We start from the raw sequence: 12,780 nt of genomic DNA on the forward strand, positions 1-12,780 counted from the left end.
GGTGTCCTATTCGTATGCGGAGGTGGCGGTCATTGGGATTTGAGCTGGATGGCCGGCGTCACCTGGCAGGCACGCCAGGTCGGCAGCAGGCCGGCGAGGATCGCTGCAGCCACCGAAATGATGAAGGTCATGGCCAGCATCACCCAGTCCATGTGCGCGGCGACGGTCAGCTGCTTGGACTGCATGCCGATCAGGGCCAGCGCGCCAAAGGAGAGCAGCAGTCCCAGTACGCCTCCAGCCAGGCCGATGACGGTGGTCTCGATGAGGAACTGGCGGAAGATGTCGCTGCGCGAGGCGCCCAGCGCGCGGCGGATGCCCACTTCGGCGGCGCGCACGGAAAACTTCGCCAGCAGCAGACCGATGGTGTTGACCAGGCACAGGGCCAGGAAGCCGAAGGCCAGCCAGGCCGACAGCTTGTTGTCGTTGCCGACCACGCGCAGGTGCGCCATCCACTCGTCGATGGTGAACAGCCTGTTGGGGGCGCCACGCACCAGGCGTCCCAGCTTGCGCTGCTCCTGCGCATAGCTGTCCAGGTAGTTCTGCAGCTCGGCGCGCTGGCCATCGCTGGCCATCTCGAACCAGAACTGCATCCACGTGCATTCCGAGTCGAGCGTGCCCTGAAAGCCCGGTTCGCGGTTGCCGCTGCAATTCATGCTGCCGTTGTGGCTGGTCTGGTGGCGGATCGCGCTGCTGAACGGGATGAAGTAACTGTCTTCGCTGCCAAAGGCGCCGCTGCCGATGATGCGGTGGATGCGCGGCACGGGTTCCCATTTGTCGAGCACGCCCGTGATCTGGTATTGGAAGCCCATGAAGGTCATGCGCTGGCCCACCGGGTTGCTGTCGCCGTACAGTTTTTCCGCCAGCTTGCGCGACAGGACGATGACGTCGGCGCCGGCGGCATCATCTGCCGCGCTCCAGGGCTGGCCGTACAGGAAGGGTGTTTCGAACATGGCAAAGAAGTCGCGGTAGGCGGCCAGGCCCTGCGAGCTGAAGGCGCCGATATCCTTGCGTTCGGGCTCGATGGCGCCGCCCACGCCATACATGACGCTGCGGCGCTCGCCAATTTTGCTGTTCTGGAAATTGACGGCGTCGCGGTAGCTGAGCTGGTTGTCGCCCGACTTGTTGCCCGGCGTGTAGCCGGTGAGCGAGCCATTGTCGACCAGCGGCACGAACATGCGTCCGTTCTTGTGTGGCAAGGGATTGCCCGACATGACGTGCAGGATGGTCAGGGTGGAAATGCTGGCGGCCACGCCGATGGCCAGGGTCAGCACCATCAGCGCTGTCAGCGCCGGATTGCGACGCAGGCTGCGCAGGCCCAGCCGGAAGTAGTATTGCAGCATGGCGGCTCCTCAGGCGCAGGCGGCGTGACCGCCCGCCTTCGATTGGCCGCCGGCCAGCGACGGCCCCTTGTGCACCAGGTCCGACACCTGGCCATCGATGATGTGCACATTGCGCTGGCTGCGCAGCGCCAGTTCCGGATCGTGCGTGACCATCAGGATGGTGGTGCCTTGCGCATTGATCTCTTCCAGCAGCTCCATCACGCCGCGCGCCATTTGCGTGTCCAGGTTACCCGTCGGTTCATCGGCCAGCAGCAGTTTTGGCGAACCGGCCAGGGCGCGCGCAATCGCCACGCGCTGCTGCTGGCCGCCTGACAGTTCGGCCGGATAGTGCTTCATGCGCGAAGCCAGCCCCACCTTGGCCAAGGCATCCTCGATGCGTTCGCGCCGCTCCGCGCTGTTGTAGCCCCGGTAGCGCAGCGGCACGTCGACATTGTCGAACAGCGACAGGTCCGGGATCAGGTTGAAACCCTGGAAGATGAAGCCCAGCTTTTCATTGCGCAGGCGCGAACGGGCATTGTCGTTCATGCCTTTCACGTTGACGCCGTCGAGGATGTATTCGCCGTCGGTGAATTCCTCGAGCAGGCCGGCGATGTTCAGGAAGCTCGTCTTGCCGGAGCCGGACGGCCCCGTGACGGTGACGAATTCACCCTGCTTGACGTGGATCTCGAAGCCGCGCAGCGCGTGCGTTTCGATCATGTGGGTGCGGTAGACTTTGTTCAGGTTTTGCATGCGCAGCATGGCGTGCCTCTTTCTGGATGGGATGCGGTTTATTGATTGATGGAGATGCGGGCCGCGTTCTCAAACGCTTCCGTGCCGGCGACGACGACCTTGTCGCCCAGCTTCAGGCCATCGACGATTTCCACGGCCGAGACACTGGTCGCGCCCATCCTGATCGGGGTGCGGATGGCTACGCCGTCGCGCACGATGTAGGCGAAGCGGCCGCCTTCGGCTTCGACGAAAGGGCCGCGCGCCAGCATCAGCACGTTCGGTTTTTCGTCGATCAGCAGGCGCGCCGTGACGCGCTGGTTCTGGCGCAGGCCGGCAGGCTGTTCGCCATTGAAGCGCACGCGTGCCAGCACCTGGTTCTTTACCACTTCGGGCGACAGCGCCGAGAGCTTGCCGCTAGCCTTGATGGCACCCGTTTCGATCTCCGCGCTCATGCCCAGGCCGATGTCCGCCACATAGGTTTCCGGCACTTCCAGCTCCACTTCCAGCTGCGACAGGTCGACCAGGGTCATCAGCGCCGTATTGGCTTGCACCACGCTGCGGTTGGCCACCGACAGGGTGCCGATGAAGCCATTCACGGGCGCGCGCACGGTCAATTCGTCGACACGGCGCTGGGCATTGTCGCGGACGAGGCGCTGGCGTTCCAGCTCATTGACCCTGGTCTTCAGGGCCAGAGTCACGTCTTCGCCTTCCAGTCCCGCTGCCTGCGAGGCGTGCTTGCTGCGGATCTCGGCCGAGTTGAGCGCATCCTTGGCTTTCTGGTAATCGATCTTGGCGATGATGCCCACCTGTGCCACGCTTTCGTAGCGTTCCAGCGTGCGCTGCGCGGACAGGCGCTCGATTTCCGCCGTGTCGGCTTCGCGCCGGGCCAGCAGTTTCTGCTTCTTGGCCAAAATTTGCTGGCGCGCCACTTCCGCTTCCAGCTGCTGCACGCTCGACTGTTCGCGTTTCAGCGCATCGGACAGGTCGGGCGATTCCAGCACGGCCAGGATATCGCCTTTTTTGACCGTGTCGCCCGCTTTGGCCTTCAAGGTCACGGTGGCTACTGTGGTCGAATACAGGGTGGGGCTGATGGCGGCCACTACGCGGCCATTCACGGCGGCATCGCGGATCAATGTACCGCGCGTGACGTCGGCGATGCGCAGGCGGCTGGCATTGACGGAATGTTCGCTGTTGCGCCAGCCGGCAAACACGGCGACGGCACCGCCGATGACGATGACGGCGCCCGCCAGCAGCAGGGCGCGTTTCTTGTGGCGCTGGCCCGGCGGGGCGGACAGTATGGCGTCTTGAGAGGAAGTATCGCGGATCATGGTGGACGTTTCGTGGACAATACTCTTTTGCTAGCAGATTCTGTGCCAGACCCAAGGCGCTGATTTGTAAAGGAAAAATGTAAAGTGTCCGGCTGTCCGCCGTGTCCGCGCCGTCCAGTGGGTGTCCGCGCGCGCCCTGCGGACAGGAAGGTTGCGCAGGGGTCTTGATAATCTGGCAATCGTCCTGATCTGCTGCTCGCAGTGATGGCGCGCGGCGCCATGCTGGTCACCTTTCTGGAGCACGATGCCTGCCTCGCCCCCCAAACCTTCCTCGTTGGCCAGTTTGAAACGCTGGCTGCGCCAGTTCGCCAGCCTGCCCGAGCCGGCGGAATTCGATTATCCGTTTGCCCGCAGCGACATCGCCATGCTGCAGCAGGTCGAGGGCGGACTGCTGCAACTCGATGGCCAGACCTGGAACGAGATGCTGCTCGATGACTACCATGCGCAGCTTGCCGCGCAGACCAGCATCGTTGGCCAGCAGCGCCTGCATCAGCGTCTGGCGAGCGGCACGGCAGATGTCGCTTCACGCGCGCGCATCGCGGCGCTGCTGGCGGCGCCGGAACAGCAGGCGATGCTCGAGCAAGCCATGCGGCCCCTGCGCACGGCGGAAATGGAAGTGGCGACGCTGCTGTGCGGCGCACCGCAGCCAGTGCCGCCTTGGTGGAGCCGCTGGCTGCTGCTGCCTACCCTGGTGCTGCTGCTGTCGCTGTTGGCCGCATGGCTGGTCGCGCCGCTGGCATGGGCCGTAGTGGTGCCTGTCTGGCTCTTGCTGATGGCCTTGCAGATGCGCTTTCATGACCGCTGCAAGCCCTGGGAGCGCAGCGTCTTCACCTTGCAGCAGATACTGCTGGTGCATGGCCGCCTGGCTGCGCTGGCGTCGCCGTTCACGGCGGACCTGCGCGAAGGCGGCCGCGCGGCAGGTGCGCTTAACCGCCAGATCACGCCAGTGCGCTGGATCAAGATGATTCCCCTGCTGAGCGAATATGACGACTGGCTCATGCTGGGCAATATCCGCCGCTATTTTCACAGCCTGCGCGTGGTGCGGCGCGAGCGCGCCTTCCTGCGCCAGAGCTTCCTGCTGCTGGCCGACTTGGAGGCCGACCTGGCCCTGGCGCGCCATCTGCGCGGCCGCGTGCAGTTCTGCTGGGCGCAGGACGCCGGTGCGCGGCAATTGTCGCTCGACGCCATGGTGCATCCTCTGCTCGATGGCGCCGTGCCGCTATCGTTGCGGCTCGATGGCCGTGGCGCCTTTATCTCGGGGCAGAATGCGATTGGCAAGAGCACCTTGCTGCGCGGCGTGGGACTTAACCTGATCAGTGCGCGCGCATTCGGCTTTTGCTATGCACAGGCGGCCCGCGTACCGTCGATGCCCCTGTATTCGAGCATGCAGAATGAAGATACGCTTGATGGTGGCGAAAGTTTATATATCGCCGAACTGCGGCGCGCGCGCGAACTGCTGGCGCTGGCAGAGGAGGGCGCGCCGGCCTTGTTCCTGATCGACGAGATTTTTCGCGGCACCAACCACCTCGAGTCGGTGGCGGCGGCCGCCGCCGTGCTGCATACGCTGGCGGCACGCCATCTGGTGATCGTCTCGTCGCACAACCTGGTGCTGGGGCCGTTGCTGGAGGACTGCCTGGCGCCGTGGTGCGTGCAGCGCGATGACGACGGCGTGCTGTTGCTGGCGCCCGGCGTGCTGCAGGTCACCAATGGTATTGCCCTGCTGGCGCAGCGGGGCTTCGGCCGCGCCATCGAGGCGAAGGCGGGCCAGGTCTTCGACTGGCTCAGCACGCACATGGCGCAGCCTGCCGAGTGCGCGGGCGTGCTGGCGGGCGATTGACTATTTTTCCTGCTTTTCCGGCGTGCTCTTGTCGATCACTTCGCGGCAGTCGCCGCGGATGATGGCGTTGTCGTAGTTGGTCCAGCCGTAGCTGTCGACGTAGCGCTTGTGCTGCTTGAAGCGGGGGCTGGCGATGCTCCACTCGGGCTGTTCGCCGGCGAAGCGGATGTCGCCCAGGTCGAGCAGGGTATGGAACATGTTTTCCGTCGACAGGCGCGCCTTCTGATGGCGCTGCAGCTGCGTCACCTTGTCCGGGTAGTGCTGCTGGAATTGCGGCGAATACCAGACGAAGGCGGGCACGTGGAATTCGAACTGCGTGTTGTGGCCATGGAAGGCCAGGCGGCAGGTGCCGTCATACAGGGTCTGGCCATGGTCGGCCACGTAGACGAGCGAACTGCGCAGGGCCATGCGCTGGCCATCGTCTTTTAATATGCCGATCACGTTCGACAGGAACCAGTCCGTGTACAGGATCGAGCTGTCGTAGCTGTTGTTCAGCTGCGGCTTGATGGCCGTGTCCGTGTAGACGGGCTTGTCGACGCCAAACAGCGATGGCTGCCACTTGTCGAATGATTTCGGATAGCGCTGGCTGTAGTTCCAGTGGCTGCCCAAGGTGTGCAGCACGATGAGCTTTTTCGGCGCCGGGTCGGCCAGCGCATTCTTGAACGGGTCGAAGAGGACCTGGTCGAAGTTCGAGTTGTTGGTAAAGCCGCCCAGGTTCAGGAATTGCACCACGTCCGCTTCCTTGGCAAAGACGGAAACGGGCGTGTCGAACTGGCCGAAGGAAATCTGGTTCGACAGCCAGTAGGTCTTGAAACCCGCCTCCTTGTAGGCGGTGAGGAAGGACTTTTCCGAGAAGCCATCCTTGAGGCTTTGCGTGGCCGGCTTGCGCGAGATGATGACGGGCACCGACAGGCGCGTGGCGGAAACGGCCGTGATGACGTCGGCCAGCGGCACCAGGTTGCTTTCCTGTTTCAGCAGGGGATTGGTGTCGCGCTCATAGCCGTTCAGGCTCCAGCGGTCGTAGCGCGACGATTCGCCGATCACCATGACCACCACTTCCGGATGGGGATCGGGATTTTGCTGGTGGGCGCCGAAACGGAAGCGGCTGCTTTTCTGTCCCAGTTCGGCCAGGTATTTGCGTTCCTTGTAGAAGTCGAAGCCGCGCGCGGCCAGGCCGAAGGGCCAGGAATTGCTGATGGTATCGAAGGCGTAGGGGAGGCGGGCCCAGTGGGGCAGGCTGGGCCATCCCAGGCCCGTCTCGTCGGCGCCGGCGATGCTGGCATTTTCGGGCTTGCTGCTCTCGTCGTCGTCCTCTTCCGCTTCGTCGTCCGCCGAGCTGGCGTCGCCAAAGCCGGACGCGCCCGGTTTGCTGCTGCCGGCCGATGATTTGGCGGCCTTGGCCAATGCGACTGCGCCATGCGGGGGCCTGGCGTTGAAACCGAATTCGTGGCCATACAGCCAGAAGGCACCCAAGAGGAACAGTAGTGCGAAGGCAGCCGGACGCGTTTTGCCGCGCCAGTCGAGTGCGCGCGTACGCGTGGCGGCAAACCAGCTGAGCAGGCACCAGGCGATCACGCCCAGCATGACGGCGCCCATCAGCCATACTTTTTGTCCCAGAAACTCCATTGCTTCCTTGGGGCTGGTCTCAAAGATGATGCCCAGGTGATGCGTGGAAATGCCCTGGCCATAAAAGATGAACAGGTAGATTTCCGTCGGCAGGGCCAGGAAGGCGGGCGCCAGCAGCCAGTGAAAATATGCGGGGCGTTTGAAAATGCTCCACACGGCAAGCCACGCCAGCAATTCGAAGGTGAGCATCTGCCAGGGATGTTCGAGCGGGCGCCCCAGCAGTGCGGGGACAAAGGGCACGGCCGTCAGCAGGGCATAGGTCAGCAGCAGGAACACAGTGGCGGGGCGAAGCAAGGGGCGCATAAGGGAGGGCAGCGAAAAATGTCCGCTATTATCAATCCTTTTGTCATTTTGCGGTCATACAAGTACGGCCTCGCGCAATGCTTACAGGCAGGGAAAAATATCAAATATTTAATGATATTGGCCGGCTCCGGTCTGGTTGTCATCATCCAAAATTAGTCAAAAGGCCACAAATGGCCCCGTTTTTTGCCTTTTTTTATAGCAAAAAGCCGTAAACTGATTGACCCCCTGTAACACAAGGTCTAAACTAGCGAGTTCTCGATTTTATTCTGCACATCGTTTACGTGTTACTTGGCATTCCATGGCCGCTCCTTACCGAGTGGCTGCGGGCGCCTGCGGTGCGCAGCAGATAGAACGGGACGAGGTTTTAGTCGCCGGACATCTTGTCCGGGTTATTAATCGTATTTTTTTGTTGGATTTATAACGATGCCAACCATCAATCAGTTGATTCGCCAGCCGCGTGTTTCGGTACGCGTCAAGAGCAAATCGCCGGCGCTGGAAAACAGCCCGCAAAAACGTGGCGTCTGCACACGTGTTTACACCACGACTCCAAAGAAGCCTAACTCGGCTCTGCGTAAAGTCGCTAAAGTTCGCCTGACCAATGGTTTCGAAGTCATTTCGTACATTGGCGGTGAAGGCCATAACCTGCAAGAGCATAGTGTTGTGCTGTTGCGCGGCGGTCGCGTTAAGGATTTGCCGGGTGTGCGTTACCACATGGTTCGCGGTGCCCTGGATACCCAAGGCGTTAAAGACCGTAAGCAATCGCGTTCGAAGTACGGTACCAAGCGCGCTAAAGCTGGCAAGAAGTAATAAGTTGTATGTAGCAAACCCAAGTTTCGCTCAGTGGCAACTAGCTAAGTGAATGTAGTCGACCGCATCTGGTCGAGTAAGTGGAAGACTATGATGGTCGTCCGCGAGTGTGCGAAGAACGCGCGCTCAACTGAAGATTGAAAGGAATTGATATGCCACGTCGTCGTGAAGTACCCAAGCGCGAAATTTTGCCAGATCCAAAATTCGGCAACACTGATGTCGCTAAATTTGTAAACGTGCTGATGCTGTCCGGTAAGAAATCGGTTGCAGAAAACATCATCTACGGTGCTTTCGAGCACATCGCAGCAAAATCGGGCAAAGATCCGCTCGAAGTTTTTGCTACCGCAATCAACAACGCCAAGCCGCTGGTTGAGGTGAAATCCCGTCGCGTCGGTGGTGCAAACTACCAGGTGCCGGTCGAAGTTCGCCCAGTCCGTCGTATGGCCCTGTCCATGCGTTGGTTGCGTGAAGCTGCTAACAAGCGCAGCGAAAAATCGATGCCACAACGCCTCGGCGGTGAGCTGATGGAAGCGGCTGAAAGCCGCGGCGGCGCGATGAAAAAACGCGACGAAGTCCATCGTATGGCTGAAGCGAACAAAGCGTTCTCGCATTTCCGCTTCTAATATAAAGCCAGCTACCGCAAGGCGGCTGTCAAGCATCTGTTGTTCGAGGCCGGGCTCATTTTTGCAAAAAAATGCTGCTCGGTTTTGTCCATTCATTTAGGATTAATTATGGCCCGCAAGACCCCCATTGAGCGCTACCGCAATATCGGTATCTCCGCTCACATCGATGCAGGTAAGACGACCACGACCGAGCGCGTCCTGTTCTACACAGGCGTGAACCACAAGCTGGGCGAAGTGCATGACGGTGCTGCCACCACCGACTGGATGGCGCAGGAGCAAGAGCGCGGCATCACGATTACCTCGGCTGCTGTTACGTGCTTCTGGAAAGGCATGGCAAACAACTTCCCAGCGCACCACATCAACATCATCGACACCCCAGGCCACGTTGACTTCACCATTGAAGTGGAACGTTCGATGCGCGTGTTGGATGGCGCCTGCATGGTTTACTGTGCAGTCGGCGGCGTGCAGCCACAATCGGAAACGGTATGGCGTCAGGCTAACAAGTACAAAGTGCCACGTCTGGCCTTCGTGAACAAGATGGACCGTACCGGCGCCAACTTCTTCAAGGTCTACGATCAGATGCGTTCGCGTCTGAAAGCCAACCCAGTACCTATTCAGATGCCTATCGGTGCTGAAGACGTCTTCACCGGTGTTATCGATCTGGTCAAGATGAAAGCGGTTATCTGGGACGACGCTTCGCAAGGCATGAAGTTTGAATACGAAGACATCCCTGCACACCTGGCCGCTGATGCTGCCAAGTGGCGCGAGAACATGGTTGAGGCCGCTGCTGAAGCGTCCGAAGACCTGATGAACAAGTACTTGGAAGAAGGCGACCTGTCGGAAGCCGAGATCAAGGCTGCCTTGCGTCAACGTACCATCGCCAGCGAAATCGTTCCAATGCTGTGCGGTACCGCCTTTAAAAACAAGGGCGTACAGGCAATGTTGGACGCCGTGATCGAGTACCTGCCATCGCCTATCGACATTCCGCCAGTACCTGGTCTGGACGAAGATGAGCAGCCAGTTGAGCGTAAAGCTGACGACAACGAGAAATTCTCGGCGCTGGCATTCAAGATCGCAACCGATCCGTTCGTGGGTCAGCTGTGCTTCATCCGTTGCTACTCGGGCACCTTGAATTCGGGCGACTCGGTGTTGAACTCCGTGAAGCAGAAGAAAGAGCGTATCGGCCGTATCGTGCAGATGCAAGCGAACGAACGCGAAGAGATCAAGGAAATGCGCGCTGGCGACATCGCCGCCGTCGTGGGTCTGAAAGACACCACCACTGGCGATACGCTTTGCGACGAAAAGGCAAGTGTTGTGCTGGAGCGCATGGTCTTCCCTGAGCCGGTGATTTCGCAGGCAGTCGAGCCAAAAACCAAGGCCGACCAGGAAAAAATGGGCCTGGCGTTGAACCGTCTGGCAGCAGAAGATCCATCGTTCCGCGTGCGCACCGATGAAGAATCGGGCCAGACCATCATCGCCGGTATGGGCGAGTTGCATCTGGACATCATCGTTGACCGCATGAAGCGCGAATTCAACGTTGAAGCCACCGTCGGCAAGCCACAAGTGGCTTACCGCGAAACGATCCGTAAAGTGTGCGAAGAGTCGGAAGGCAAATTCGTCAAGCAATCGGGTGGTCGTGGTCAATACGGTCACGTGGTTCTGAAGATCGAACCGCAAGAACCAGGCAAGGGCTTCGAATTCGTTGACGCGATCAAGGGCGGTACCGTTCCTCGCGAATACATCCCTGCAGTTGAAAAAGGTGTGCGCGACACGTTGCCTTCGGGCGTGATGGCTGGCTACCCAGTTGTTGACGTTAAAGTCACGCTGTTCTTCGGTTCGTACCATGATGTTGACTCGAACGAAAATGCATTCCGCATGGCCGCTTCGATGGCATTCAAAGACGGCTGCCGCAAAGCATCGCCAGTCATCCTGGAGCCGATGATGGCCGTGGAAGTGGAAACGCCGGAAGACTACGCCGGTACCGTGATGGGCGACCTGTCGTCGCGTCGCGGCATGGTGCAAGGTATGGATGAAATTGCTGGTGGTGGCGGCAAGATCATCAAGGCCGAAGTGCCTCTGTCGGAAATGTTCGGTTACGCCACGTCGTTGCGTTCCTCGACGCAAGGCCGTGCGACTTACACGATGGAATTCAAGCACTATTCGGAAGCTCCGAAGCATGTGACTGAAGCCATCGTAAGCTCGAAAGCTAAGTAATAGAAGTTCCGGGCCGGCTTTCACGAGAATGCCGGTCCCTACATTTAAATCATTGTTCTAAGGAAGAATAAAATGGCAAAAGGTAAATTCGAACGGACCAAGCCGCACGTCAACGTCGGCACCATCGGCCACGTCGACCACGGTAAAACCACGCTGACCGCTGCAATCGCAACGGTTCTGTCGAAGAAATTCGGCGGCGAAGCTAAAGCATACGACCAGATCGATGCAGCTCCAGAAGAAAAAGCGCGCGGTATCACGATTAACACCGCCCACGTTGAGTACGAAACGGCTACCCGTCACTACGCTCACGTTGACTGCCCAGGCCACGCCGACTACATCAAGAACATGATTACCGGTGCCGCGCAGATGGACGGCGCGATCCTGGTGTGCTCCGCAGCTGACGGCCCAATGCCACAGACCCGCGAACACATCCTGCTGGCCCGCCAAGTTGGCGTTCCATACATCATCGTGTTCCTGAACAAGTGCGACCTGGTTGACGATGCAGAACTGCTGGAACTGGTTGAAATGGAAGTGCGCGAGCTGTTGTCGAAATACGACTTCCCAGGCGACGACCTGCCAATCATCAAGGGTTCGGCACGTATGGCTCTGGAAGGCGCCGAAGGCGAAATGGGCGTGGAAGCAGTTCTGCGTCTGGCCGATGCCCTGGATGCGTACATTCCAACGCCAGAGCGCGCTGTTGACGGTGCATTCCTGATGCCAGTGGAAGACGTGTTCTCGATCTCGGGTCGCGGTACCGTGGTAACCGGTCGTATCGAGCGCGGCATCATCAAAGTCGGCGAAGAGATCGAAATCGTCGGCATCACCGATACCGTCAAGACGACTTGCACCGGCGTGGAAATGTTCCGCAAGCTGCTGGACCAAGGTCAAGCAGGCGACAACGTTGGTCTGCTGCTGCGCGGCACCAAGCGTGAAGACGTGCAACGTGGTCAAGTTCTGGCCAAGCCAGGTTCGATCAAGCCGCACGCCCACTTCACCGGCGAGATCTATGTTCTGTCGAAAGACGAAGGCGGCCGTCATACGCCATTCTTCAACAACTATCGTCCACAGTTCTACTTCCGCACGACGGACGTGACTGGTTCGATCGAGTTGCCAGCAGACAAAGAAATGGTCATGCCAGGCGATAACGTGTCGATCACCGTCAAGCTGATCAACCCGATCGCGATGGAAGAAGGTCTGCGCTTCGCTATCCGTGAAGGCGGTCGTACCGTCGGCGCTGGTGTTGTTGCAAAAATCCTGGCTTAATTCTTAAGCCTGCATAAAAGAAGACGCGTCGTCGCCCGGCGCCCTTCTTTTTATTCAACTGCCGGGGTTGGCAAGCATTTTGGTGCTATCATGTCGACCCTGACGGTTGTTGCGTCAGAAATTCCCGTGTTACCTCATTGCCGTGCAGACCGCGCGGTTCGTTCTTTTAAGGAAATACCATGTCGACACCAAACCAAAAAATCCGTATCCGCCTGAAGGCTTTCGATTACAAACTGATCGACCAGTCCGCTCTGGAAATCGTTGAAACCGCGAAGCGCACCGGCGCTGTCGTCAAAGGCCCAGTACCACTGCCTACCCGTATTCAGCGTTTCGATGTGCTGCGTTCCCCGCACGTCAACAAAACTTCGCGCGATCAGTTCGAGATCCGTACGCACCAACGCCTGATGGACATCGTTGACCCAACGGACAAAACCGTTGACGCGCTGATGAAGCTGGACCTGCCAGCTGGTGTTGATGTCGAAATTAAACTGCAATAAGAGTTTTTAAGGGCAATTGTCAAAACTGCAGCAGCAAGTTTTGATAGTTGCTCCAGGCAGGCGGGTATCCCGCCGCCGGATGATGGGGCTGGATTTGTTTGCAACCGCGAACACATCCAGCCCCATTGTTATTGGTGCAAGTGTTTTGCCGTTACTACCTTGTCTTTTTGCTCTCTTCAGCCTCATTTTCTATTCTGTTTTACGCCCGGCAAGCTCGTCAATTCCTCTGGATGT

Annotated in this window: 10 protein-coding genes; 6 read left to right on the forward strand and 4 right to left on the reverse strand. The window is 59.4% G+C overall.

The window, feature by feature from the left end; genetic code table 11:
- Positions 1-29: 29 nt before the first annotated feature.
- Genes BXA07_RS02165 through BXA07_RS02175 form a run of 3 tightly spaced genes read right to left on the reverse strand, consistent with a single transcriptional unit; the run spans position 30 to position 3,376 of the window.
- Complete coding sequence (locus tag BXA07_RS02165) at positions 30-1,340, reverse strand: ABC transporter permease (RefSeq protein WP_076565178.1); 1,311 nt, start codon at positions 1,338-1,340, stop codon at positions 30-32.
- Between the two features lie 9 nt (positions 1,341-1,349).
- Positions 1,350-2,078, reverse strand: coding sequence for an ABC transporter ATP-binding protein (locus BXA07_RS02170; protein WP_076565180.1), 729 nt, complete (start codon positions 2,076-2,078; stop codon positions 1,350-1,352).
- A gap of 29 nt (positions 2,079-2,107) precedes the next feature.
- Positions 2,108-3,376: an efflux RND transporter periplasmic adaptor subunit gene (locus tag BXA07_RS02175; RefSeq protein WP_076565182.1), complete on the reverse strand. Its 1,269-nt coding sequence runs from the start codon at positions 3,374-3,376 to the stop codon at positions 2,108-2,110.
- A gap of 244 nt (positions 3,377-3,620) precedes the next feature.
- Here BXA07_RS02175 and BXA07_RS02180 point away from each other — a divergent pair, with 244 nt between their 5' ends.
- On the forward strand, positions 3,621-5,213 hold the full coding sequence (locus BXA07_RS02180) for a MutS-related protein (RefSeq protein WP_076565184.1): 1,593 nt from the start codon (positions 3,621-3,623) through the stop codon (positions 5,211-5,213).
- On the opposite strand, the gene BXA07_RS02185 is transcribed toward BXA07_RS02180, so the two are convergent.
- Positions 5,214-7,142, reverse strand: a complete 1,929-nt coding sequence (locus BXA07_RS02185; RefSeq protein ID WP_076565186.1) for a phosphoethanolamine transferase — start codon at positions 7,140-7,142, stop codon at positions 5,214-5,216.
- Between the two features lie 423 nt (positions 7,143-7,565).
- On the opposite strand from BXA07_RS02185, the gene rpsL reads away from it, so the two are divergent.
- The 5 genes from rpsL (at position 7,566) to rpsJ (ending at position 12,546) form a co-directional block, all read left to right on the forward strand.
- On the forward strand, positions 7,566-7,949 hold the full coding sequence (rpsL, locus tag BXA07_RS02190; protein ID WP_076565188.1) for a 30S ribosomal protein S12: 384 nt from the start codon (positions 7,566-7,568) through the stop codon (positions 7,947-7,949).
- A 152-nt stretch (positions 7,950-8,101) separates the two neighbouring features.
- Complete coding sequence (gene rpsG, locus BXA07_RS02195; RefSeq protein WP_010394377.1) at positions 8,102-8,572, forward strand: 30S ribosomal protein S7; 471 nt, start codon at positions 8,102-8,104, stop codon at positions 8,570-8,572.
- A 108-nt stretch (positions 8,573-8,680) separates the two neighbouring features.
- Positions 8,681-10,786, forward strand: a complete 2,106-nt coding sequence (gene fusA / locus BXA07_RS02200) for an elongation factor G (protein ID WP_076565190.1) — start codon at positions 8,681-8,683, stop codon at positions 10,784-10,786.
- Positions 10,787-10,858: 72 nt separating this feature from the next.
- Positions 10,859-12,049 (forward strand): elongation factor Tu, encoded by a 1,191-nt coding sequence (gene tuf, locus BXA07_RS02205; protein WP_076565134.1) that lies wholly within the window; start codon positions 10,859-10,861, stop codon positions 12,047-12,049.
- A 179-nt stretch (positions 12,050-12,228) separates the two neighbouring features.
- Positions 12,229-12,546 (forward strand): 30S ribosomal protein S10, encoded by a 318-nt coding sequence (gene rpsJ, locus BXA07_RS02210; protein ID WP_038497056.1) that lies wholly within the window; start codon positions 12,229-12,231, stop codon positions 12,544-12,546.
- Positions 12,547-12,780: the final 234 nt, after the last annotated feature.

It is taken from the genome of Janthinobacterium sp. TND4EL3 (assembly GCF_900156175.1).
GTDB lineage: Bacteria > Pseudomonadota > Gammaproteobacteria > Burkholderiales > Burkholderiaceae_D > Janthinobacterium.

Bases quoted from the DNA above. Each gene is read 5' to 3' on its own strand.
- BXA07_RS02165 (WP_076565178.1), bottom strand. From the start codon at position 1,340: ATGCTGCAATACTACTTCCGGCTGGGCCTGCGCAGCCTGCGTCGCAAT.
- BXA07_RS02170 (WP_076565180.1), bottom strand. From the start codon at position 2,078: ATGCTGCGCATGCAAAACCTGAACAAAGTCTACCGCACCCACATGATC.
- BXA07_RS02175 (WP_076565182.1), bottom strand. From the start codon at position 3,376: ATGATCCGCGATACTTCCTCTCAAGACGCCATACTGTCCGCCCCGCCG.
- BXA07_RS02180 (WP_076565184.1), top strand. From the start codon at position 3,621: ATGCCTGCCTCGCCCCCCAAACCTTCCTCGTTGGCCAGTTTGAAACGC.
- BXA07_RS02185 (WP_076565186.1), bottom strand. From the start codon at position 7,142: ATGCGCCCCTTGCTTCGCCCCGCCACTGTGTTCCTGCTGCTGACCTAT.
- rpsL (WP_076565188.1), top strand. From the start codon at position 7,566: ATGCCAACCATCAATCAGTTGATTCGCCAGCCGCGTGTTTCGGTACGC.
- rpsG (WP_010394377.1), top strand. From the start codon at position 8,102: ATGCCACGTCGTCGTGAAGTACCCAAGCGCGAAATTTTGCCAGATCCA.
- fusA (WP_076565190.1), top strand. From the start codon at position 8,681: ATGGCCCGCAAGACCCCCATTGAGCGCTACCGCAATATCGGTATCTCC.
- tuf (WP_076565134.1), top strand. From the start codon at position 10,859: ATGGCAAAAGGTAAATTCGAACGGACCAAGCCGCACGTCAACGTCGGC.
- rpsJ (WP_038497056.1), top strand. From the start codon at position 12,229: ATGTCGACACCAAACCAAAAAATCCGTATCCGCCTGAAGGCTTTCGAT.